Source organism: Streptacidiphilus jeojiensis (assembly GCF_042510965.1).
In the GTDB taxonomy this organism is placed as follows: Bacteria; Actinomycetota; Actinomycetes; order Streptomycetales; family Streptomycetaceae; genus Streptacidiphilus; species Streptacidiphilus jeojiensis.
On the sequence record NZ_JBEUKS010000006.1, the window covers coordinates 249,505 to 272,332 of the forward strand.

Genomic DNA, 22,828 nt, shown 5'->3' on the forward strand with positions numbered 1-22,828 from the left:
AACCGCATGAACGACCGGCCCCGAGCGGGGAAGATCGCTCGGGGCCGGTCCGCGTCCGCGGTCGTCGGGTCTGGTGCGGCCCCTCAACCCTCCAGGCGGACGACGCGGACGGATCCGGGGGGCAGCGGAAGGCAGCCCGAGGCGCGTTCCCCGGTGAGCAGTTCGGTGCCGGGGGCGGGCAGGGTGACCTTGGCCTCGGCCGCGGTGTGGTTGATCGCGAAGAGGTAGTCCCCCTCCGCGCCGCTGCGGCGGACCACCTCGACGTCGTGCAGCAGCTCACTGCGGTCGGGCAGTCGGGCGTCCTGGCCGGCCAGCGCGAGCACCGGGGCCAGCTGGGCGGGGGAGAGCCGGGTGGAGACGTACCAGGCGTGGCCGGCGCCCAGCGAGTGCCGGGTGATCGCCGGACCGCCCGCGGCCGGGCCGTCGGTGTAGCGCCACACCGTCTCGGCGCCGCGCGGCACCACCGTCTCGGTCCAGACGTCGCCGCTCAGCGGGGCGAGCGGGGCGCCGTCCGCCCCGGTGCCGGTCCCGACGCCGTCGAGAGCGACCTCCTGGCCGGCCCGCAGCGGCAGGAACTCCTCCACGGTCAGCCCGAGGACGTCGCGCAGCGCACCCGGGTAGGGGCCGGGGTGGACGGTGTCGGTGCCGTCGACGATGCCGGAGAAGTAGGAGACGACCAGGACGCCGCCCTGCTCGACATAGCGCCGCAGGTTCTCGGCCGCCGCCGTCTCGGTGAGGTAGAGGGCGGGGACGACCACCAGCGGATAGTCCGTCAGGTCGGCCTCGGGGTGGGCGAAGTCCACGGTGAGGTGCTGGTCGTAGAGGGCCTCGTACCAGCTGTCGGCGCGCTCCTCGGCGCTGTGGTCCTCGGTGGGACGCCACTCCAGGTCCTGGGCCCACCAGGACTGCCAGTCCCACAGCACGGCGACGTCGGCACGCACCCGGGTGCCGCGGATCTCGGCCAGCCGGCCCAGGTCGGAGCCGAGCTGGACCACCTCGCGCCAGATCCGGCTGTCGGTCCCGGCCTGCGGCAGCATGGTCGAGTGGTACTTCTCGGCGCCGTAGCGGGAGGCCCGCCACTGGAAGAACATCGCCCCCTCGGAGCCGCGGGCGACATGGGCCAGGCTGTTGCGGCCCAGCTCGCCGGGGCCCTTGGCGAGGTTGCGGGGCTGCCAGTTGACCGCCCCGGTGGAGTGCTCCAGCAGCAGCCAGGGGGCGCCGGAGGCGACCGAGCGGGTGATGTCCGCCGACATGGCCAGGTTGACGTGGGTGCGCTCGGCCTCGGCGACCAGGTAGTGGTCGTTGGAGACCAGGTCCACCTCGCGGCCCCAGGCCCAGTAGTCGACATTGCGGCCCTGGCTGAGCGCGGTCATGAAGTTGGTGGTGACCGGGGTGTCCGGGGCCAGCCGGTGCAGGATGTCACGCTCGGCGCTGAAGTTGGCGAGCATGGCGTCGCTGGTGAAGCGCCTGAAGTCGAGCTGGTGGCCCGGGTTGCCGGCGGTGGGGGTGCGCCGCGGCGGCTCGATCTGCGACCAGGAGGTGTAGGTCTGCCCCCAGAACAGGGTGCCCCAGGCCTCGTTGAGCCGCTCCAGGGACTGGTAGCGCTGCTGCAGCCAGCGGCGGAAGTCCGCGGCCGACTGCTCGCAGTAGCAGGCCGCGACCGGTGCGCCGTACTCGTTGTGGACGTGCCAGAGGGCCAGCGCCGGGTGGTCGGCGTAGCGCTCGGCCAGGGCGGTGGTGATGCCCGCGGCGGCCTGGCGGTAGGCGGGGGAGCTGTGGCAGATCGCACCGCGTCCGCCGAAGGCCAGTCGCTGGCCGTCCTTGGTGACCGGCAGCGCCTCGGGGTGGCGCTGGTAGAACCAAGCCGGCGGGACGACGGTGGGGGTGCCCAGGGCCACGGCTATCCCGTTGTCGTGCAGCATCGCCAGCAGCCGGTCCAGCCAGTCGAAGGTGAAGACGCCGGGGGACGGCTCCAGCAGGGCCCAGGAGAAGACGCCGACGCTCACGGCGTTCACCCCGGCCTCCCGCATCAGGGCCATGTCCTCGGCCCAGACCTCCTCCGGCCACTGCTCGGGGTTGTAGTCACCGCCGAACGCGAGGCCGCGCCCCAGGAGTCGCGTGGGGAGCCGAGTGGGTTTCGGGGGCATGACGGACTCCTGCGGAAGCGAGAGGGCTGGGAACGTGCACACGTTAACCGACGCGTACCGCCCTTTGGCAAGTGGTGTGTCATGTTGGATTTTGTTGATCACTCGACACTTCTGAGCTGCTGACTGCCGGAAAGTCGGGATTTGCAGGCCCTTGGATAACCGGATTGCAACAACTCTTGACAAGTGTCGTGTTGGTTTCCGTACTGTGAACGCTCACAGTGACTGAAGACGACAGTCCGCATGGTGCGGACGTCCTCGTCCGTTGGAGTGTCCATGCTTTCGATGCACCGTCGCATCGCCCTCGGCCTGACGGCCGCCGGTGTCGCCACCGCTCTTCTCGCCGGCTGCAGCAGCAGCGGCTCCACTTCCTCCGCCGGTGCGAGCACCCAGGCCACGGCCTCTGGTCCGGTCAAGCTCACCTACTGGGCCTGGGCCCCCGGTCTCGACCAGGTCGTGGCGATCTGGAACAAGTCCCACCCGAACATCCAGGTCACCGTGGAGAAGCAGGCCTCCGGCGACGACCTGCTCACCAAGGTGATCACCGCGGCGAAGGCCGGCGGCGCCCCCGACCTGGTGCAGGCCGAGTACCAGGCGCTGCCCACGCTGGTCAGCAACAACGTCCTCGCCGACATCTCCAAGCAGGACGGCTCCGCGTCCGGCAAGTTCGCGGCGGGCATCTGGAAGCAGGTGACCCTCGGCTCCAACGCCGTCTACGCCATACCGCAGGACAGCGGTCCGCTGATGTTCTTCTACCGCAAGGACCTCTTCGCCAAGTACGGGCTGACCGTCCCCACCACCTGGGACCAGTTCGCCGCGGACGCGGCCAAGCTGCACGCGGCGGACCCGAAGAAGTCCCTCACCACCTTCTCCAGCAACGACGCGGGCCTGTTCGCCGGCCTGGCCCAGCAGGCCGGCGCCTCCTGGTGGACCACCAGCGGCGACACCTGGAAGGTCGCCATCAACGACGCGGCCACCCAGAAGGTGGCCAGCTTCTGGGGCAACCTGGTCAAGAACGGCACCATCGACAACCAGCCGATGTACACCCCGGCCTGGAGCAAGGCCCTCGCCGACGGCTCCCAGCTCGCCTGGGTCAGCGCGGTCTGGGCGCCCGGTGTGCTCAGCAGCAGCGCCCCCGCCACCAAGGGCAAGTGGGCCATGGCCCCGCTGCCGCAGTGGAGCGCGGGCGAGAACGTCACCGGCAGCTGGGGCGGCTCGTCCACGGCCGTGACCAACAACTCCAAGCACCAGGACGCGGCGGCCCAGTTCGCGCTGTGGCTGAACACCGACCCGACCGCCGTCGCCGCGCTGGTCAAGGACTCCTACGTGTACCCGGCCGCCAGCGACGCCCAGACCGGCGGCGCCCTGGCCACCGCGCCCGACTTCTTCAGCAACCAGCCCGACTTCTACACCAGCGCCGCCAAGATCGCCGCGACCACGGCCCCCGCCGCCTGGGGACCCAACGTCAACGTCGCCTACAGCGCCTTCAAGGACGCCTTCGGCAAGGCCGCGCAGAACAAGAGCGACTTCGTGGCCGCGCTGAACACCATGAACCAGGCCACCCTGGCCGACATGCAGAAGCAGGGCTTCAAGGTCGCCGGCTGACGCCACCACCGCAGCACCGCTGAGACTCCCCCGCCCGGGCTGGTGCCTCCACCCGGGCGGGGGCACCCCTCCCAGCCCCCGACCTGCACCGCTTCACCCACCCCCACTCCCTGCTCCCCAGCCCCCACCCTCAACCCCTGGAACGGAGCCGCGCCCCATGGCCACGGCAGCCCCACCCCCCAGGCGTCGCACGTTCCGACTGGCGCCCTACGGATTCCTCGCCCCGGCGATCGTGCTGTTCTCGCTGATGTTCGCCCTGCCCATCGGCTACGCGGGCTACCTCAGCTTCCGCAAGATCCACATCCAGGGGCTGGGGCTGGGGCCCGGCTCGCGCAGCGAGGGCTGGGCCGGGCTGTCCAACTACGCCTCGGCACTCAGCGACCCGGAGCTGCTCAACGGCACCGCCCGGGTGCTGGTCTACGGCGCGATGCTGGTTCCGGTCATGCTCGGCCTGGCGCTGCTGTTCGCCCTGCTGCTGGACGCCGACAAGGTCCGGCTGCGGGCCTTCTCGCGCATCGCGATCTTCCTGCCCTACGCCATCCCCGGCGTGGTGGCCAGCCTGCTCTGGGGCTTCCTCTACCTGCCGACCACCAGCCCGGGCTACTTCCTGCTCGGCAAGCTCGGCATGAGCGGCCCGCAACTGCTCTCCGGCCACGGCATGTACGTCGCGCTGGCGAACATCGCGGTCTGGGGCGGCACCGGCTTCAACATGGTCGTCATCTACACCTCGCTGCGCTCCATCCCCGCAGAGGTGTACGAGGCGGCCCGGCTCGACGGCGCGTCCGAGCTGCAGATCGCACTGCGGATCAAGATCCCGATGGTGCTCCCCTCGCTCGTCCTCACCTTCTTCTTCTCGCTGATCGCCACGCTTCAGGTGTTCAGCGAACCCACCACGCTGGCGCCGCTGACCAACGGCATCTCCTCCACCTGGAGCCCGCTGATGAAGGTCTACCGCGACGCGTTCGTCCGTGGTGACATCTACTCCGCCTCGGCCACCTCGGTGGTCATCGCGGCGGTGACGCTCGTGATCTCCTTCGGATTCCTGAAGCTGGTCGGCAGCCGTGCCTATGGGGAGCAGCAGTGACGATGACCCAGGACGCCACCCGCGTCAGCGTGCCCGTGAGCGGCTCCCCGCTCACCTCCCGGCTCCGCCGCATCGGCTGGGCCCCCACCCTCGGCCTGCTGGCCGGCGCGGTCTACTGCCTGATACCGGTGGTGTGGGTGCTGACAGCCGCCACCAAGAGCAGCGCGCAGCTGTTCACCAGCTTCACCCTGTTCCCCGGCACCGGCCTGCTCTCCAACCTGCACGACCTCAGCGCCTACCGGAACGGCGAGTTCTGGACCTGGATGCTGAACTCCGCCTTCTACGCCGGGGTCGGTGCGCTGCTGTCCGCCGGGGTCTCCGGGGTCACCGGATACGCCCTGGCCAAGTACCGCTTCTCCGGGCGCAACGCGATCTTCAACACCCTGCTGGCCGGTGTGCTGATGCCGCCGGTGGTGCTGGCCATCCCGCAGTACCTGCTGATGGCCAAGGCCGGTCTGGCCGACACCTACTGGTCCGTGCTGATCCCGAGCATCCTCAGCCCCTACGGCATCTACCTCGCCAGGATCTACGCCGCCGGCGCGATCCCCGACGAACTGCTGGAGGCGTCCCGGATCGACGGCGCGTCCGAGTGGCGCACCTTCCGCTCGGTGGCGCTGCCGATGATGATGCCGGGGCTGGTCACCGTGTTCCTGTTCCAGTTCGTGGCGATCTGGAACAACTTCCTGCTGCCCTTCATCATGCTCGGCGACGACAGCAAGTTCCCGGTGACGGTGGGCCTGTTCACGCTGCTGAAGCAGGGCGCGGCCGCCCCGGCCCTCTACACCCTGGTGATCACCGGCTCGCTGATCTCGGTGCTGCCGCTGATCGCACTGTTCCTGTCGCTCCAGCGCTATTGGCGCCTCGACCTGCTGTCCGGGGCCGTAAAGTCCTGATCAGGCATCAGCAGCCGGACCCCTGCCGTGCAGAGCCCTTCAGAACCGTTCAGTACCGTCCTACCGTTCGAGGAAGAACCGTCACCGCAGATGACCGAAGCAACGCCGGCCCGTCGCCGGCCGCCGACCATCCACGACGTCGCCCGTGAGGCGGGGATCTCCCGCGGCACCGTCTCCCGGGTGCTGCAGGGCGGGCACAACGTCAGCCCGGAGGCGCTGAAGGCGGTCAACGCCGCCATCCGCAAGACCGGGTACGTCGTCAACCGCCATGCCCGCAGCCTGGTCACCCAGCGCTCCGACTCGGTCGCCTTCCTGCTGACCGAGCCGCAGACGCGCTTCTTCGAGGACCCGAACTTCAACCAGCTGCTGCGCGGCTGCACCACGGCCCTCGCCAAGCACGACATCCCGCTGCTGCTGATGATCGCGGGCACCGAGGAGGAGCGCCGCCGGATAGGCCGTTACATCACCTCGGGACACGTCGACGGCGTCCTGCTGGTCTCCTCGCACTCCGGCAACCCGATGGTGGAGCTGCTGGACGAGGCCCGGATGCCGGTCGTGGCCTGTGGCAAGCCACTCGGGCACACCTCGACCACGCCCTATGTCGCCGCGGACGACAACGAGGGCGCGCGGGCGATGGTGCGGTACCTGCTCGGCACCGGCCGCCGCAGGATCGCCACCATCACCGGCCCGCTGGACACCCCCGGCGGGGTCGACCGCCTGAACGGCTACCGGGAGACCCTGGCCGAGGCCGGCCTGCCGCAGGACCCGGCCCTGGTCGCCGAGGGCGACTACAGCCGGGCCGGCGGCGAGGCTGCGATGACCGCGCTGCTGGCCGCCGCCCCGGACCTGGACGCGGTCTTCGTCGCCTCCGACCTGATGGCGGACGGCGCCCTGGCCGCCCTGGAACAGGCCGGCCGCCGGGTGCCGGAGGACGTCGCGGTCGGCGGCTTCGACGACTCCACCATCGCCGCGAACACCCGCCCGGCGCTGACGACGGTCCGTCAGCCCTGGGACCGGATCAGCGCGGAGATGGTCCGGGTGCTGCAGTCCCTGATCGCGGGCGAGCCCCCGGCCTCGGTGATCCTGCCGACGGAGCTGATCGTGCGGGCTTCGGCCTGAGCGGGCAGCACGGGAGGCCGTGTCGCCGGTCGGAGAGACCGACCTGCGACACGGCCTCCGGTGCTGCCGGGGTTCAGCCCTGCTCGCGCTCGGCGACGTCCTTGCGGGAGACGGCCAGGTAGACCACGAAGCCCAGGATGACCACGGCCCAGCCGAGGCTGACCGGTCCGGTGCCCCAGGCGAGGCCGCCGCGGGCGTGGGAGACCGCCATCCAGTCGGCGAAGGAGGCGCCGAGCGGGCGGGTGATGATGTAGGCGAACCAGAAGGCGCCGATCGGGTTCATCCCGAAGCGCCAGTGCGCCACCGCGGGGATCGCGATCAGCACCGCGAAGAGCACGCCGGAGGCCCAGTAGCCCAGGTGCAGGTTCATCGCGGTCAGGTCGCCCGCTGCGGTGCCCAGCGCGAAGGTCGTCAGCACGGTGGCCCAGTAGAAGAGCTCGCGGCTGCGGGTGTGGATGCTGTGGATCGACAGCGTCCCCTCGACCTTGTACCAGGCGACCAGGACCACGGCCAGGACCACGCTGAAGAACGCGGTGGACACCGTGTACGGGATCTTGAACTGGACGTGCAGCACATCGGCGGCCATGGTGCCGAAGACGCTCACCATCACCACCGCGGTCCAGTAGATCCAGGCGGTGTAGCGGGTCGCACGCAGTTGCAGCAGCATCGCGGCGGCGAAGGCGACGAAGCCCAGGCCCACGGCGATCACCGGGTCGATGTGCTGGGCCAGGAAGTCCGATGTGGTCTCGCCCATCCCGGTGGTGAGGACCTTGGTGATCCAGAAGTACAGGGTGACTTCGGGCACCTTGCTCAGGGCGTGCCGCGCGGACGTCGTCGCGCGGTGCCTTGCTGCAATCTGGCCTGTCGACATGGAGGCGGCGACCGTTCTCGAGCAGTACATGGACCGCGCCAGCCTCGCACGAGGCACCTAACACCCGGATAACAGGCCCAACTTGTCAGCGCTCCGGCAACCGGCCGGATGCCGGAGCCGTAACACCGGGTGAACAGTCGCCCCGGCCACTGCCGACTTCGCCGACGAAGGGTCAGGATCACGCCGAATCCCCGTCCCGCCCACCCCTGAAGGGCTTCCCCATGACTCGTCGCCGTACAGCGACGGCAGCAGCCGTCGGCGTGGCTGCGCTCGCCTGCGTCGCCGCCCTGCCGCAGAGCAGCCTGCACCAGTCCCACCGGCACCTGGCCGGCTACTCCGTCGGCACCCCGGTGGTCGACAAGGTCAAGGGTGGTCCGTGGACCCTCTCCCAGGGGGACCCGGCGTTCGGCAGCACCATCAGCGTCGGCGGGGTGACCTACCCCAATGTGGCCGTCGACCCGGCCGGCACCGGTGCCGTGCCCGCGCAGAGCGGCTCCACCGGCACCCCCGGTCCGCTCACCGGCTACTGCTCCACCGACAACGGCACCAGTTCGGCGACCGGCACGGTGCTGCGCCAGCCCAAGGGCAGCGTGCTGCCGATGCAGCCGTACTACTTCCCGTTCGTCACCAGCGACGACGGCGGCCGCACGCTGACCGGCTACTTCGACTACCGGCCGAAGGACACGGACGAGGCGGTGGTCTCGGCCACCTCGACCGACCACGGCAAGACCTGGAAGTACACCGGCGAGGCGCTGGAGCAGAACGCGGGCCTGTGCGCGACCGGCAACACCGACGACGACGGCCAGGGCCACGCCTTCGTGCTGTCCGTTCCCGGCTACGGCGGCAACGGCCAGGCGGGCAGCGGCAAGCGGGCGCAGGTCCTCTACACGCTGAGCCGTCCCACCGGGGACGCGCTGGGCGTCAACCTGATCGTGCACAAGCTCACGCCCAAGGGCGACGACCCGCTGGCCGGACTGCCGGCGACCGAGCCGGTCGGCATGGGCGGCAGCACCACCGCAACCGCGGCGGTCAGCATCCCGGCCGGTCCGACCGGCGCGGGCGTCACCGTGAACGTCGGCTCGACCGCGAACTTCGAGCAGCCGGGCCACTTCAACGTCGACGGCCACATCGTGGACTGCAACGACGCCGCCGCCACGGCCACCGCACTGACCGGGTGCACCACCCGCGACGCGGCCGGGGTCAGCGTCGCGGCGGGCGACGCGGTCAAGGCGGACGCGGTGATCCCGGCGGGCGCCGACCAGACCTCGGGTCTGATCGCCCCGGACGGCATCATCAGCACCCTGTCGCACTACCAGGGCGCGCCCAGGGGCAGCGTCGCGGTGCTCTACACCGAGAAGATCGTCAACTACTTCACCCCGACCACCACCACGGCGGCCGTGACGCTGCCCGCGGCCACCATTCCGGTCGCGGACACCTCCGCGCTGCAGCCGAGCGGCGGTTCGGTGACCGTGAGCCTGGGCACGGCGGCCGGCATCGTGCAGGTCAGCTGCACCGGCGCGGACGCGACCGATCTGACCGGCTGCACCGGCGGCACCGGTGCGGTGGCCAAGGGCAGCAGCGTCGGCGCCCCCGGCGCGGCCACCGTCCCCTACGCCCAGCTGGCCGCGATCGGCGAGGGCAAGAACAAGCCCAAGTCGCTCTACGGCAACAACGAGGACTACTCGGTGGTCCGCGCCGCCTACACCTACGACGGCGTGCACTTCACCGACCTCGGCCAGGTCTCCGGACTCAACGACCCGACCTCCAGCAGCGACTCGGTGCTGCGCTGGGTCGGCTCGCGCGGCACGGTCATCACCAACCCGGACGGCAGCTACGGCCTGTTCCTGTCCGGCGCCTACGCCTCGGACGGTGACAGCGACGCCTTCAACCAGATCTTCTACTCCTCGTCCGAGGACGGGAAGAACTGGAGCACCCCGCAGAAGCTGATCGGCACCGACTACACCTTCTCCGCCCTGGCGAAGCAGGCGACCAGCGGTGGCGCGCTCGGCCTCTCCGGCTACTACTCGGGCCGGGTCTACGACCCGACCGTGGTGCAGAACGGCAATGGCACGCTGACCATGCTGTTCGCCGGCTACTCCACGCCCAAGCCGCTGCCGAGCACCGGCTCGGTGCAGGGCACCGACCCGAGCAGCCTCTACACCGTCCCGGCGGCCCAGCCCGCCGAGTACCGCACCATCCTCAGCGTGACCCTGCGTCCGGACTGGACCCGCTGACGGGTCCGGCGCGGCCCGCTGCCGCATCCCGTCCTGCCTCCCGTCCGGGCGGCAGGACGGGCGGCAGGACGGGACTGCCGATGAACCGGCCCACCGAACCGGCCAGGATCTTCTGCAGCAGGCTGTAGGCGAGGATCGGCAGCAGCACCGCAGGGTGGTCCGGTATCCGGGTCGCCGCCAGTACCGCGCTGGCGCTGCTGTTGTTCATGCCCGACGCGTAGGTGAGCGCCACGGCCTCGCCGCGGTCGCAGCGGAGCCGGCCCGCGATCACCCAGCCGCAGAGGAACGACACCGAGCACATCAGCGCCGCGGCGGCGACCACCAGCAGCAGGAAGTCCGGGTCCGGTCTGCGGATCACCTGGCGCAGCGCCCCGCAGGCGTTGGTGTAGCTGAGGGTGACCACCACCGCCAGGTTGACCAGCCGGATCAGCGGCGGGGTCGAGCCCCGACCGGACCGGCCGCCCCTGAGCACTGTGGCCAGCCGTCCGGTCAGCAGCCCCAGCAGGCAGGGCAGCACGACGACCAGGACGGCGAACAGGCTGCCGGCCGTCTTCGCCGCGGCGTGCAGGTCGGCGGCGTAGCCGCCGGTGGTGAGGAATCCGCCCAGGTGCAGGCCGAGCGGGATGGTCAGCGGGCTGAGCAGGGTGGAGCCCAGCACCAGGCCCAGGCTGAGCGTGGCGCTGCCCTCGTCGCCCTGGGAGAAGACGGTGGCGCCGGCCGCCACCGGCATCGCCCCGATCAGGGCCAGCCCGGCCAGCAGGCTCTGCGCCTCGCGCGGGTTGTGCCACCCCTCCGCGCCGACCGAGGCCACCGCCAGCAGCACACTGGGGAGTAGCGCGTTGATCGCCACCCCGAGCGCCAGCGGCCCGGGACGGCGCAGCAGCGCGGGCAGCCGCTCGGCCCTGGCCGTCAGCCCGGCGTTGAACACCACCACCGCGAGCAGACCCGCCTGCAGCGGAAGTGCGGTGGCGCCGATCCTTCCGAGCGTGACGGAGCGGACCGCCTCCCCGGGACCGGGCAGGACGGCGGCCAGGACGTACGCCCCGACCATGATCCACAGAAGGTTCCGTTGCAGTGCTCCGGCGAGCAGGGTGAGTGCTCCCGTTTCTGGTTCCCTGCGAGATGGCTGCGTACCGGCCATGAGGGTTCCCCCGATCGGCGGCGATCGACCAGGTCAGCGGTCGATCGATGATGCGGACCTGGTAGGACCGCATCACGTCGGCGGGGTCGATGTCACGTCAGATCGGTGTGGATCACCTGATCGAGTGGTTTGGGGGTAGCTTTGTCTACAGGCATGTAGACGATGATGACGGCGAAGACGAAGAGCGATCCAGGAGAAGGCGCATGCGACAGACCCAGCAGGCATGGTCCTGGCTGCAGTCCCGGGAGGGCGGCGAGGTGATGCTGTTCATCGCCCAGGCCGTCGTGCTCTGGTTCTGGGCGGGTTGGCCCTCCTGAGCGCGCCGGTCGGCCTGAGCGCGTCAGTCAGGCCGAGCGCGCCGATCAGGCCGCGGGGAGCAGCAGGCTGACGGCCAGTCCGCCCTCCGGGCGGGCCGTGGCGGTGACCCGGCCGCCGTGGGCGGTGGCGACGGCGCGGACGATGGACAGGCCCAGACCTGCCCCCTCCGGGGCGTCCGGCCCCGGGGCCCGGCCCCGGCCGCGCTGGAAGGGTTCGAAGAGCCGGTCGAGCCGGTCGGCCGGCAGCGCCGGACCGTCGTTGACCACGGTGAGTTCGACCCGGTCGGCCCCGCTCCGTGCGCTGGTGACCCGTAGCAGGCCGCCTTCGCTGCCGTACTTCACCGCGTTCTCCAGCAGGTTCGCCACCGCGATCCCGAGCAGGGCGACACTGCCGTGCAGCGGAGCCGGCCCGAGATCGGACTCCACCCGCAGCCGCCGCTCCCGGCACCGGGCGGCCACCCGGTCCATCGCCTCGGCGGCGATGTCGGCCAGGTCGTCCTCCTCCGGATCGGTGAGCCGCTGCTCCGAGCGGGCCAGCGTGAGCAGGGCGTCGATCAGCTGCTGGGCCCGGACCGTGGAGTCGGCGACGTCGTGCGCCATGCTGCGCCACTGCTCCTGGTCCGGCTCCGGTTTGGCCAGGGTGACCTCGACGGCGGCGCGGGTCAGCGCGAGCGGTGTGCGCAGTTCGTGGCTGGCGTTGGCGACGAAGCGGCGCTGGGCGGCGAAGGCCGCGTCCAGGCGTTCGAGCATCTGGTCGAAGGTGTCGCCGAGCTCCTTGAGCTCGTCCGACGGGCCGGAGAGGTTGAGCCGCTCGTGCAGGGTGGTGCCGCTGGCGCGGCGGGCGGCGGCGGTGATGTCGGCGATGGGACGCAGCAGCCGCCCGGCGACCCACCAGCCGACCAGCGCCGAGACCGCGACCACCAGCACCAGCAGGGCCAGCGCGACCCGGAGCAGGTGCGAGGCGGCGGCGTCGCGGATCTGGTCGCTGAGGCCGACGAAGTGGTCGTGGTCGGGGTCCAGGCTGCTGGGGATCTGGTCGTCGGGCAGCGGCTGGAAGATGAAGTGGTAGAAGGCCGTGGTCAGGGCCAGCACCAGGGCGCTGCCGCCGAGGGTGAACAGCGCGGCGTAGGTGAGCGTGAGCCGGGCCCTGATGGTGAGCGGGGGCATCCCCGGCCGTGGCCGCCTCATGCGCTGATCCGGTAGCCCGCGCCGACCACGGTCTCCACCAGCTCGGGGGCGCCGAGCTTGCGGCGCAGCCGGTTGACGGTGACCCGGACCGTGTTGGTGAACGGGTCCGCGTGCTCGTCCCAGGCGCGCTCCAGCAACTGCTCCTGGCTGAGCACGGCGCCGTCCGCGGCCATCAGCAGCTGCAGCACGGCGAACTCCTTGGCGGTGAGTGCGACCGGCTGTCCGGAGCGGTGGACGGTGCGGCGCAGGGTGTCCATGGTCACGTCCCCGCAGCTGAGCACGGCGGCGTGGGAACGGCCCCGGCGGGCCAGGGCCTGGACGCGCAGGGTCAGTTCGGCGAAGGAGAACGGCTTGCCGAGGTAGTCGTCGGCGCCCAGGGCCAGGCCGTCGACCCGGTCGTCGGTCCCGGACAGTGCGGTGAGCATCAGCACCATCGGCGCGTCGGCCCGCCCGGTCAGCTCGCGGCAGACCTGGTCGCCGCTGCGTCCGGGCAGGTCCCGGTCCAGCACCATGACGTCGTAGCCGGTGGTGAGGTCGATCTTGGCCAGGGCCTGGTCGCCGTCGTGGCACACGTCCACCGCCATGCCCTGGTCGCGCAGCCCCTCGGCGATGCGCTCGGCCAGCCGCACCTCGTCCTCCACCAGCAGTATCCGCATGGCGCCATTGTCCACTGGCTCCCTGGTGGGCTCCTCCGGCCGGCTCCCGGCGAGGTGTGGCCGACCGCTGCGGGGGCAGGAGCCGGGTAGTCTTCGTCCTGTCCGTACACCCCTTGACCTGGAGTCATTCTGAACAGCGCAGTGGCCGAGGGGCTCTCCGTCGCCCTGCTGCTGGGTGTACTGGTCTTCGCGGTGCTACGGCCCAAGGGCTGGCCGGAGGCGGCCGCCGCGGTCCCGGCCGCCGCCGTGGTGGTGCTCCTGGGCGCGGTCTCGCCCAGCGAGGCCTGGGCGCAGACCCGACTGCTGCTGCCGGTGGTGGGATTCCTGGCCGCGGTGCTGGTCCTGGCCCGGCTCTGCGCGGACGACGGACTGTTCGCCGCCGCCGGTGAGCTGGTGGCCCGGGCCTGCCGGGGACGCCCGGTGCGGTTGCTGGGCGGCGTGTTCGCGGTGGCCTCGGTCACCACGGCGGTGCTCAGCCTGGACGCCACGGTGGTGCTGCTGACGCCGGTCGTCTTCGCCGCCGCGGCCAGGGCCGGTGCGCGGCCGCGTCCGCACGTCTACGCCACCGCGCACCTGGCCAACAGCGCTTCGCTGCTGCTGCCGGTCTCCAACCTGACCAATCTGCTGGCCTTCACCGCCGCCGGGATCTCGTTCGTCCGCTTCGGTGTGGTGATGGCGCCGGCGTGGGTGCTGACCATCGGCATCGAGTACCTGGTCTTCCGCCGCTTCTTCCGGGCCGACTTGGAGCTGCGGGCGGACCCGCGGGAGGAACCGGAGGGACCCGACCCGGCAGAGCCGGCGGACCCGGCCGGACCCACCCCCGTTCCGCTGTTCACCCTGGTGGTGCTGGCCCTCACGCTGGCCGGCTTCGCCGTGGTCTCGCTGGCCGGGGCCAACCCGGCCTGGGCGGCGCTCGGCGGCGTCCTGGTGCTGGGCGTGCGCGCCGTGGCCCGGGCGCGCGACCGGCGCCGCGCCACCACGCTGGCGCTGCTGCGCTCGGCCGATCCGCTGTTCTGCGTCTTCGTGCTGGCGCTCGGGATCGTGGTCGAAGGGGTCATGGTCAACGGGCTGCAGTCGGCGGCGGGCGGGCTGCTGCCGCAGTCCTCGGACCTGCCCGCGCTGCTGGCGGTCGCGGCGGTGGCGGCCGTGCTGGCGAACGCGATCAACAACCTGCCCGCGATCCTGGCGCTGCTGCCGGTGCTCTCCGCGGGCGGCCCCGGACCGGTGCTGGCCGCGCTGATCGGGGTGAACCTGGGGCCCAACCTCAGCTACGCCGGATCGCTGGCCACCCTGCTCTGGCGCCGGCTGCTCCGCGACCACGGGACCGACGCGGAGCTGGGCCTGTTCACCCGTCTCGGTCTCTGGACGGTTCCGGCGACGCTGGTCGTGGCCACCACCGCCCTGTGGGCCATGCTGCGGGTGACGAGCTGAGCGCTCGGGTCAGCGCGCCCAGCAGGGGCAGCAGCGCGCCACCGACCACCACGGCCAGCAGCCACCCGGCGAGCACGTCGGTGGGCCAGTGCACCCCGAGGTAGACCCGGTCGACGCCGACCGCGAGCGCCCACAGCGCCGGGAGGACCACGGCCGCCGCCCGGGTGGTACGGCGCTGAGCGTGCGTCAGCAGAGCGGCGGTCAGGCCGATGGCGAGCAGCGCCGAGGTGGTGCTGTGCCCGGACGGGAACGCATGGCCGGAGGCGTAGGCGAGCCAGTCGGCGCGAGGGGGCCGGGGGCGGCCGACGGCCGTGGCCAGTGAGGTGCGCAGCAGTTCCGCCGATGCCAGTGCCGCCACCCCGACCAGCGCACCGCGCCACCACCAGCGCCGGGTGCCGGTGGCGACGGCACCCGCCAGGGCGGCTACGGCGTAGGCGGGCGCCCCGGTGCCGGTGACCGCCAGGTCGATGCCGAAGCGGTCGAGGGCGGGGTCACGGTGCGTCAGCGCCCAGTGGTGCAGCCCGGTGTCGACGCCGAACGGGCGGCCGTCACGGACCATCACCAGGGCGGTCAGGGCCGCGAGGAGGAGCGCCGCGGCGAGCAGGCCGAGGCGGACGGGACGCCGGTGACGCCGTGCGATCACTGTCACACCGTAGCGTCTACCTCCATGTAGACGAGTCATGCGTGGGTTGCATAAGGTATGCCTAAGCTAAGCATGCCGAACAGAAGGATCACTGATGTGGGACGACGCATTCCCGAGTTTCCTCATCGGGCTCAGAGAGGGCCTGGAAGCTGGACTTGTCGTCTCCATCCTGGTGGCCACCCTGGTCCGGAGTGACCAGAAGTCACGGCTTCCGCAGGTGTGGACCGGGGTCCTGGCCGCGATCGGGCTGTCGCTCAGCTTCGGCGCGGTACTGACCTTCACCGCGCACAGCCTCTCCGCCACCGCGCAGGAGGCCTTCGGCGGCACCCTGAGCGTGATCGCGGTCGCCTTCGTCACCGCGATGGTCTTCTGGATGCGGCGCAACGCCCGCAACCTCGCCGGTGAGTTGAAGGACAAGGTCGGCGCGGCACTGGCGGTCGGCTCCGGCATGCTGGTCGCCACCAGCTTCCTCGCGGTCGGCCGTGAGGGTCTGGAGACGGCGCTGTTCATCTGGACCACCGCGCAGACGGCGGGGGAGTCCACCGGCCCGCTGATCGGCGCGGCCGTCGGGCTGGTGCTCGCGACGGTACTCTGCTGGGCGCTGTACCGGCGGGTGCTGAAGATCAATCTGACCCGCTTCTTCACCTGGACCGGCGCGGGCCTGATCGTCATCGCGGCGGGGGTCCTCGGCTACGGCATGCGGGACCTCCAGGAGGGCGGCGTCCTTCCCGGCATCCACGCCTTCGCCGTCGACATCAGCAGCAGCATCGACGCCAACTCCTGGTACGCGACGCTGGTGCAGGGCGTGTTCAATCTGACGACCCAGATGACCTGGCTCCAGGTCGTCGCCTACGTCGTCTACCTGGCCGTGGTGATGACGCTGTTCCTGCGCGGCGTCCGCGCACCGAAGCCGGTCCCCGCCGCCGAGCCGACCCCCGCCGCCGAGCCGGCCCCCGCTGCCGAGCCGGCCCCCGAGGGTGCGGCGCAGGCGAAGGAGGCGGAGCAAGCGGAGCCGGTTCCGACCGGGGGAGGGGTCGGGCGCCCGCGCCCCCGCTGGGTGGTCCCGGTCGCGGTGGTCGCCGTTCCGGCGGTCGTCGCCGGCGCGGTGATCGCGGCCGGCAACGGCAAGCCGGCCGCCGCGGCGACCGTCACCGTCTCACCCACCGCCTGCGGCAAGGGTTTCACCACTCCGCAGCCGGGCCAGCAGACCTTCCAGATGCACAACACCGGCAAGGACACCTCCGAGGTGTACCTGATCGACCCCGGCAGCAACGCCGTCTTCGGCGAGGTCGAAGGCCTGGCCCCGGGCACCACCCGCGCCCTCACCGCCACCATAGGCAAGGGCACCTACGCCTGGCGCTGCGTGCCCACCGGCGGAAAGGCCGTCACCTCGGCCAGCGTCACCGTCACCGGGGGAGGGACGGTCAAGGCCGTTCTGCCCCTCGCCGCCGCCGACCTGGACGCGCCGCTCGCCGCCTACAAGGCCTACGTCAACGCCGGACTGACCACCCTGGTCACCGAGACCGACAGGCTGCAGGCCGACGTCAAGGGCGGCAACCTGGCCGCAGCCAGGGCCGACTGGCTCACCGCGCACCTGCAGTACGCCTCGCTGGGCGCCGCGTACGGCACCTTCTCCGAGTTCGACGCCAAGATCAACGGTCGTGCGGACGGGCTGCCCGACGGGGTCAACGACCCGGACTTCACCGGCTTCCACCGGCTCGAGTACGGGCTGTGGCACGGCGAGTCCGCGAAGAGCCTGACGTCCGTGGCGGTCCAGCTGTCGGCCGACGTCGCCGGGCTGCGCAAGGCGTTCCCGAGCCAGGACTTCGACCCGACCGACCTGCCGCTGCGCACCCACGAGATCCTGGAGAACACCCTCCAGTTCGAGCTGACCGGCGACACCGACGAGGGCAGCGGCACCAACCTGGCGACCGCCCAGGCCAACCTGGCCGGCACCAGGGAACTGCTCTCGGTGCTCCGGCCGCTGATCACCGAGCGCAGCCCCGCGCTCATCGGCACCGTCGACGCGGACATCGCGCGGCTCTCCGCACTGCTGGACGCCCAGCACAAGGGCGCCGCCTGGACACCCGTCGAGCAGCTCGACCCGACCGCCCGCGCCGCCGTCAACGGCGCCACCGGGCAGCTGCTGGAAGACCTCGCACCCATCCCCGACCTGCTCGAGATCCGGAAGTCCGCCTGATGACCGACCAGTACCAGCCTTCGACGGGAAGCTGCCCCTTCGGATTCGGGAGCGGAGCCGGGACTGCCGGCGCCGTGACTGCCGGCACCTCGCGACGCGCCGTCGTCAAGACGGCGTTGGGTGCGGGCGCGGCGGGTGCCGCGATAGCGACCGGCGCGGTCGCGCTCGGCAGCGGATCCGCCGCGGCCGCCGCCCCCGCGTCGGGCTCCGGCGCCACCTCCGACAGTGGTTCGGTCGCCTTCCACGGCGCCCACCAGGCCGGGATCATCACGCCCACACCGGCGTTCGCCATCTTCCTCTCGATGGACGTCATCGCCACCGACCGCAAGGGTCTGCAGGCCCTGCTGCAGACCCTCACCGAGCGGATCCGCTTCCTCACCTCCGGCGGCACCCCGCCCGATCTGGGTGTCGGCGCGCCGCCGTCCGACAACGGCATCCTCGGCCCGGTCGTCCCCACCGACAGCCTCACCGTGACCGTCGGCGTGGGTGCGTCGCTCTTCGACGGACGCTTCGGGCTGGCCGCGCAGAAGCCCCGCAAGCTCACCCCGATGCGGACCTTCCCCAACGACAACCTGAAGGCCGCGGAGTCGCACGGGGACCTGTCGCTGCAGATCTGCGCCGACCGCCAGGACACGGTGCTGCACGCGATGCGTGACATCGCCAAGCACACCCGCGGTCAGATGCAGGTGAAGTGGCGGATCGACGGCTTCCAGAACACCCCGCGTCCCAGCGGCGCGCAGCGCAACCTACTGGGCTTCAAGGACGGCATCGCCAACCCGGATGTCACCTCCACCCGGGAGATGGACCGGCTGGTGTGGGTGGACTCGGGCGCCGGCGAGCCGGCCTGGGCGACCGACGGCAGCTATCAGGTGATCCGGATCATCCGGATGCTGGTGGAGTTCTGGGACCGGGTCTCGCTCAACGAGCAGGAGTTGATGTTCGGTCGGCGCAAGGACACCGGCGCTCCGCTGGACGGTGCCAACGAGACCGACATCCCCGACTACGCCAAGGACCCGCAGGGCAACGCGATCCCGCTGGACGCCCACATCCGGATCGCCAACCCGCGCACCGCCAAGACCGACGACTCCCGCATCCTGCGCCGCGGCTACAACTACGACCGCGGCATCGACGCGGTGGGCAACCTGGACATGGGGCTCGCCTTCTGCTGCTACCAGCAGGATGTCAAGCGGCAGTTCGAGGCGGTCCAGACCCGGTTGATCGACGAACCCCTGGTCGACTACATCTCACCCACCGGCGGCGGCTACTTCTTCGCCCTGCCCGGGGTGAAGGACTCCTCCGACTGGCTGGGCAGCGGGCTGCTGGCGACGACGACGGCCTGAGGGCGCCTGCCTTCAGCTTGTGAAGCCAAGCGCGTCATCCTGATTGCTTCCTGTGCAAGGTCTTGACCGCTTGCGCCTTCCAATGAAAACTCGTCAGCCGTGAGTCCTTTGGTGACACGTGAGTCAGGTTCACGAGTTGTCGCCGGGTGATGCCATGCGTTCGCCCAGGCCGGGGCTCTCCACCGGCCGTTCGCGTACAGTGCTGCCCCCGCCGTTCCACCCGACGGCGGGGGCTTCTCCGCTCGCAGGCGCACAGAGACGTGCAGCCTTGAAGAGAGGCAGAGCCGTATGCACCCCACCCTCATCAGCAGGACCAGCAAGAGCAGCCAGACCAGCAGGACCGGCAACAGCAGGCGCCACCGCCGTGCGACGGTCTGTGCCGTCGCGTTGCTCAGTACCCTCGGGCTCGCCGTGGCCGGGGCGCCCACCGCGTCCGCGCGGCCTGCGCCGGTCACCGGGGACGCCCGGGTGGACCGGCTGCTGGCCAGGATGACCCTGGACGAGAAGCTCTCGATGATCGAGGGCCAGGCCGAGGCCGCGTCCACCACCCAGTACCAGGCCGGCTACCTGCCGGGCGTCCCGCGCCTGGGCATCCCCTCGCTGCGGCTGAGCGACGGGCCGCCCGGGGTGATCACCGAGCAGGACTCCACCGGGATGACCGCCACCATGGGCGTCGCCGCCACCTTCAGCCAGAACGACGCCCGGCTGAACGGCGAGGTGATCGGCCGTGACGCCAGGGCCATGGGCCAGGACGTGGTGCTGGAGCCGTTCGTCAACCTGGACCGCGACACCTCCTGGTCCCGGGGCTTCAACACCTTCGGCGAGGATCCGCTGCTCACCGGGCAGACCGGTGCCGCCGAGATCACCGGGATCCAGAGCCAGGGCACGATGGCGCAGGTCAAGCACTACATCGCCTACGACGGCGGCAACAACGTCAGCGTGGACCAGCAGACCCTGCACGAGATCTACCTGCAGCCCTTCACCGACGCCGTCAACGCCGGTGTCTCCTCGGTGATGTGCTCCTACAACGTCGTCAACAGCGCCCAGGCGTGCGACAGTTCGGACACGCTGACGACCATCCTGCGGAACGAGCTCGGGTTCAAGGGCTTCGTGACCTCCGACTGGGGCGCCAACCACGGCACCGACTACCTCAACGCCGGTCTGGACATGGAGATGCCCGGCGGCGGGTTCGGCGGGCTGCTGCCGTCCTACTTCACCTCCGCCGCGCTCAAGGCCGCGATCGCCGACGGCTCGGTCCAGGAGTCCCGGGTCGACCAGGCGGTGGGACGCATCCTCTACGAGTACGACCGGTTCGGCCTGCTGGACGGCGCGTCCAAGCACACGGTGACCGCCCAGCCGACCGCGGCCGACGAGAAGGTCGTGCTCAAGACCGGCCAGGACGCCGCCACCCTGCTCAAGAACGACGGCTCCACGCTCCCGCTCGGCGGGAAGGCGCTCTCGTCGCTGGCGCTGATCGGGCCCGGCGCCGGGCAGACCATTGCCACCGACGGCGGCGGTGAGAAGTCCGGCGGCCTGGTCGCCGAGCAGACCGGGACGTACCAGGTGCTGCAGCAGGAGCTGGGCCGCCGGGGCAGCTCCGGAATCAGCTACTCGGTCGGGGACGACATGACGGGCACCGCCGTGCCGGCGTCGGCGCTGTCGCACGACGGGCAGCCCGGGCTGCTGCGGGCCGGCGGCGGTGTCGACGCGACGCTGGACTTCACCGGCAGCCACGCCCTGCCTGTCGGTCAGGCCGCCTCCTGGAGCGGAACCCTGACGGTCTTTCAGGCCGGGGACTACTGGCTGAACATCCAGGCCCTGGGTGCGACCGCGGGGCTGACCGTGGACGGCAACACCCTGACCACGGTGGGTGGTTCCGGGTTCAGTACCGGGCCGCGGTACGGCGTAGTCCACGCCACCGACGGCAACGGTCCGCTGCCCACCACCGACGGTCTCGCCAACGGGCGCACCCTGGTCCATCTGACCGCGGGGGCGCACACCCTGGCGGTCGCGGCCACCCCGGACGCCTCGGGCCGGCCGGTGCAGGTGCGGCTGGACTGGGTCACCCCGGCGCAGCAGCAGGCGGCGCACGACGCCGCGGTCAACGCCGCGCGCCACGCGGGCACCGCCGTGGTGTTCGCCTGGAGCGACGGGGACCTGTCGAAGCCGCTGCCGGAGGGCCAGGACCAGCTGATCGCCGATGTGGCGGCGGTGAACCCGGACACCGTGGTGGTGCTGAACACCAGTCAGCCCGTCGCCATGCCGTGGCTGGGCAAGGTGAAGTCGGTGCTGGAGATGTGGTACCCGGGCGACAAGGGCGGACAGGCCACCGCCGACGTCCTGCTCGGCAGGGTGAACCCGGGTGGGAGGCTGCCCTTCACCTGGCCGGCCTCGCTCGGCCAGGAGGTGGCGCACCAGGCGGCCCACCCCGAGCGCAGCTCCGCCGGTGTCGGCGGCACCGGAACCTGCGCCCCCTTCGGCGCGACGCTGCTCAACTGCCCGGTGACCAGCTACTCCGAGGGCGTCGACGTCGGCTACCGGTTCTACGCGGCCAACGGGGAGACCCCGCTGTTCCCCTTCGGCTACGGGCTGAGCTACAGCCGGTTCCGGTACGCGGACCTGTCGGCCCGCCGGACCGGGAGCGGCCTGGCGGTCAGCTTCCGGGTCAGCAACACCGGGTCGGCCACCGGGGACGCCGTACCGCAGCTCTACCTGGGCGCACCGCGGAACCCGCCCGCCGGGGTGCAGTTCGCCCCGACCGCGCTGGCCGGCTACGACCGGGTCCGGCTGGCCCCGGGTCAGTCGCGGACGGTCACCATCACCATTCCGACCCGTCAGCTGCAGTACTGGTCCACCGCGGCCGACGGCTGGAGGACCGCCCTCGGTGCCCGGTCGCTGACCCTGGGCACCGACGCCACCAGCCCCGTGCTGTCGCGGACCGTCACCATCGGCGGCTGAGTGGGCGCCGGTCGGGCGTCGCAGGCGTCGCAGGCTTCGCGGGCGTCGCAGCAGGGGACGTGATCGACGGCCGGGGATGATGGGCGCCATGCGCACTGATCCTCTCCGGCCGTCGCGGGCCCGGCTGCTCCGGTGGGCCGCCGGGTATCCGCGTCGGAACCCGGCGGCCTTCGGCTACCTGCTGCTGCTCGCGGTGGACGCGGCGCTGCTGCGCCGGGTCCTGAGCAAGTCGGACGGCGTCCGGCTGCGGCAGTACATCAGTACCAACCTGGACAACATGGGACAGCACCCGGTGCGCAGCCTGTTCGGCAGCCTGCTGGTGGTCGACACCGGCGACGCGCTGAGCTTCTTCCTGGTCGTGGTGGTCGGGCTGGTCGTCTGCCTGGCCGTGCTGGAGCGCAGTGTCGGCACCCGGCGGGCGGTCGCCCTGGTGCTGGTGGCACATGTCGGTGCGACCCTCACCACGACCGCGGTGATCTCCGTCGCGGTGGGCGACGGGGCCTATCCGCAGGCGACCCGGCACGCCCTGGACTACGGCGTGAGCTATGTGTCCATCGCGGCGGTGGCCGCGGTCACCCCGCTGCTGCCACGGCGGCTCCGACCCTGGTGGGCCGGGGCCGCCGTGCTGTATCCGCTGTCCGACGCCGAGTGGTACGGGGCGCTGCCGGACTTCACCACGATCGGGCACTGCACCGCCGCGCTGATCGGCCTGGCCGGTGCCCGGATCAGCGGGGTCGGCCGGGGCCGGCCGACGAGCGCCGCTGCCGATGGCAGCCATCGGCAGCAGCCGCCGGGCGCCCCGCATACCACCCATGCTGTCCGGCGATGACACCGTGCCTTGTCCCTGGTGATGGCCGCTTCATACGCTGCGCTGCATCGCTGACGCTACTGCTTCCCCTTCTGCGAGCCACCCACCGCGGTAGCGAGAGCCACAGCGAACACCCATGGACTGAGCATGAACCAGACTCGAGGGAGAGTCCCCACCATGACCGCAACTCCCGCCC

General features: G+C 71.4%; 16 protein-coding genes. 10 read left to right on the forward strand and 6 right to left on the reverse strand.

The window, feature by feature from the left end:
* Positions 1-83: 83 nt before the first annotated feature.
* The gene (locus ABUW04_RS18695) at positions 84-2,147 is read right to left on the reverse strand and encodes a beta-galactosidase (RefSeq protein WP_380565811.1); all 2,064 of its coding nucleotides are present in this window, start codon (positions 2,145-2,147) and stop codon (positions 84-86) included.
* 282 nt (positions 2,148-2,429) lie between these two features.
* Here ABUW04_RS18695 and ABUW04_RS18700 point away from each other — a divergent pair, with 282 nt between their 5' ends.
* The 4 genes from ABUW04_RS18700 to ABUW04_RS18715 all read left to right on the forward strand — a co-directional run bounded on the left by ABUW04_RS18700 (position 2,430) and on the right by ABUW04_RS18715 (position 6,845).
* On the forward strand, positions 2,430-3,749 hold the full coding sequence (locus tag ABUW04_RS18700) for an ABC transporter substrate-binding protein (protein WP_030252072.1): 1,320 nt from the start codon (positions 2,430-2,432) through the stop codon (positions 3,747-3,749).
* A 157-nt stretch (positions 3,750-3,906) separates the two neighbouring features.
* Positions 3,907-4,833 carry a carbohydrate ABC transporter permease gene (locus tag ABUW04_RS18705; protein WP_030252074.1) on the forward strand — a complete coding sequence of 309 codons (927 nt, stop codon included), beginning with the start codon at positions 3,907-3,909 and terminating at the stop codon, positions 4,831-4,833.
* Positions 4,834-4,835: 2 nt separating this feature from the next.
* Positions 4,836-5,726 carry a carbohydrate ABC transporter permease gene (locus ABUW04_RS18710; protein WP_380565993.1) on the forward strand — a complete coding sequence of 297 codons (891 nt, stop codon included), beginning with the start codon at positions 4,836-4,838 and terminating at the stop codon, positions 5,724-5,726.
* Between the two features lie 90 nt (positions 5,727-5,816).
* On the forward strand, positions 5,817-6,845 hold the full coding sequence (locus ABUW04_RS18715; RefSeq protein ID WP_030252077.1) for a LacI family DNA-binding transcriptional regulator: 1,029 nt from the start codon (positions 5,817-5,819) through the stop codon (positions 6,843-6,845).
* A gap of 73 nt (positions 6,846-6,918) precedes the next feature.
* Here the strand turns inward: ABUW04_RS18715 and ABUW04_RS18720 are convergent, their stop codons facing one another.
* Entirely contained in the window at positions 6,919-7,650 is a 732-nt protein-coding gene (locus ABUW04_RS18720) for a COG4705 family protein (RefSeq protein WP_380565812.1), read from the reverse strand.
* Positions 7,651-7,937: 287 nt separating this feature from the next.
* Here ABUW04_RS18720 and ABUW04_RS18725 point away from each other — a divergent pair, with 287 nt between their 5' ends.
* Entirely contained in the window at positions 7,938-9,950 is a 2,013-nt protein-coding gene (locus ABUW04_RS18725) for a hypothetical protein (RefSeq protein WP_157623662.1), read from the forward strand.
* On the opposite strand, the gene ABUW04_RS18730 is transcribed toward ABUW04_RS18725, so the two are convergent.
* The 3 genes from ABUW04_RS18730 to ABUW04_RS18740 all read right to left on the reverse strand — a co-directional run bounded on the left by ABUW04_RS18730 (position 9,916) and on the right by ABUW04_RS18740 (position 13,252).
* Positions 9,916-11,091: a bile acid:sodium symporter gene (locus tag ABUW04_RS18730; RefSeq protein ID WP_380565813.1), complete on the reverse strand. Its 1,176-nt coding sequence runs from the start codon at positions 11,089-11,091 to the stop codon at positions 9,916-9,918. The two genes, ABUW04_RS18725 and ABUW04_RS18730, sit on opposite strands and share 35 nt — an antisense overlap.
* A 362-nt stretch (positions 11,092-11,453) precedes the next feature.
* A complete protein-coding gene (locus tag ABUW04_RS18735) occupies positions 11,454-12,596 on the reverse strand; it encodes a sensor histidine kinase (protein ID WP_380565814.1) in 1,143 nt (380 codons plus the stop codon).
* Entirely contained in the window at positions 12,593-13,252 is a 660-nt protein-coding gene (locus ABUW04_RS18740; RefSeq protein ID WP_030252093.1) for a response regulator transcription factor, read from the reverse strand. The genes ABUW04_RS18735 and ABUW04_RS18740 overlap by 4 nt, the downstream gene beginning before the upstream one ends.
* 141 nt (positions 13,253-13,393) lie before the next feature.
* On the opposite strand from ABUW04_RS18740, the gene ABUW04_RS18745 reads away from it, so the two are divergent.
* Positions 13,394-14,683 (forward strand): SLC13 family permease, encoded by a 1,290-nt coding sequence (locus ABUW04_RS18745; RefSeq protein WP_380565815.1) that lies wholly within the window; start codon positions 13,394-13,396, stop codon positions 14,681-14,683.
* Here the strand turns inward: ABUW04_RS18745 and ABUW04_RS18750 are convergent.
* On the reverse strand, positions 14,598-15,326 hold the full coding sequence (locus ABUW04_RS18750; RefSeq protein WP_380565816.1) for a phosphatase PAP2 family protein: 729 nt from the start codon (positions 15,324-15,326) through the stop codon (positions 14,598-14,600). The genes ABUW04_RS18745 and ABUW04_RS18750 overlap by 86 nt on opposite strands.
* Before the next feature lie 94 nt (positions 15,327-15,420).
* Between ABUW04_RS18750 and efeU the strand changes: the two genes are divergently transcribed.
* The 4 genes from efeU (at position 15,421) to ABUW04_RS18770 (ending at position 22,653) form a co-directional block, all read left to right on the forward strand.
* Positions 15,421-17,526 carry an iron uptake transporter permease EfeU gene (gene efeU / locus ABUW04_RS18755; RefSeq protein WP_380565817.1) on the forward strand — a complete coding sequence of 702 codons (2,106 nt, stop codon included), beginning with the start codon at positions 15,421-15,423 and terminating at the stop codon, positions 17,524-17,526.
* 74 nt (positions 17,527-17,600) lie between these two features.
* Complete coding sequence (gene efeB / locus ABUW04_RS18760; RefSeq protein WP_380521540.1) at positions 17,601-18,866, forward strand: iron uptake transporter deferrochelatase/peroxidase subunit; 1,266 nt, start codon at positions 17,601-17,603, stop codon at positions 18,864-18,866.
* Positions 18,867-19,154: 288 nt separating this feature from the next.
* The gene (locus tag ABUW04_RS18765; protein ID WP_380565818.1) at positions 19,155-21,824 is read left to right on the forward strand and encodes a beta-glucosidase family protein; all 2,670 of its coding nucleotides are present in this window, start codon (positions 19,155-19,157) and stop codon (positions 21,822-21,824) included.
* 88 nt (positions 21,825-21,912) lie between these two features.
* Positions 21,913-22,653: a rhomboid-like protein gene (locus ABUW04_RS18770; RefSeq protein WP_380565819.1), complete on the forward strand. Its 741-nt coding sequence runs from the start codon at positions 21,913-21,915 to the stop codon at positions 22,651-22,653.
* Positions 22,654-22,828: the final 175 nt, after the last annotated feature.

Coding starts and splice junctions, on each gene's coding strand:
- ABUW04_RS18695 (WP_380565811.1), bottom strand. CDS start 2,147: ATGCCCCCGAAACCCACTCGGCTCCCCACGCGACTCCTGGGGCGCGGC.
- ABUW04_RS18700 (WP_030252072.1), top strand. CDS start 2,430: ATGCACCGTCGCATCGCCCTCGGCCTGACGGCCGCCGGTGTCGCCACC.
- ABUW04_RS18705 (WP_030252074.1), top strand. CDS start 3,907: ATGGCCACGGCAGCCCCACCCCCCAGGCGTCGCACGTTCCGACTGGCG.
- ABUW04_RS18710 (WP_380565993.1), top strand. CDS start 4,836: ATGACCCAGGACGCCACCCGCGTCAGCGTGCCCGTGAGCGGCTCCCCG.
- ABUW04_RS18715 (WP_030252077.1), top strand. CDS start 5,817: ATGACCGAAGCAACGCCGGCCCGTCGCCGGCCGCCGACCATCCACGAC.
- ABUW04_RS18725 (WP_157623662.1), top strand. CDS start 7,938: ATGACTCGTCGCCGTACAGCGACGGCAGCAGCCGTCGGCGTGGCTGCG.
- ABUW04_RS18730 (WP_380565813.1), bottom strand. CDS start 11,091: ATGGCCGGTACGCAGCCATCTCGCAGGGAACCAGAAACGGGAGCACTC.
- ABUW04_RS18735 (WP_380565814.1), bottom strand. CDS start 12,596: ATGAGGCGGCCACGGCCGGGGATGCCCCCGCTCACCATCAGGGCCCGG.
- ABUW04_RS18740 (WP_030252093.1), bottom strand. CDS start 13,252: ATGCGGATACTGCTGGTGGAGGACGAGGTGCGGCTGGCCGAGCGCATC.
- efeU (WP_380565817.1), top strand. CDS start 15,421: ATGTGGGACGACGCATTCCCGAGTTTCCTCATCGGGCTCAGAGAGGGC.
- ABUW04_RS18765 (WP_380565818.1), top strand. CDS start 19,155: ATGCACCCCACCCTCATCAGCAGGACCAGCAAGAGCAGCCAGACCAGC.
- ABUW04_RS18770 (WP_380565819.1), top strand. CDS start 21,913: ATGCGCACTGATCCTCTCCGGCCGTCGCGGGCCCGGCTGCTCCGGTGG.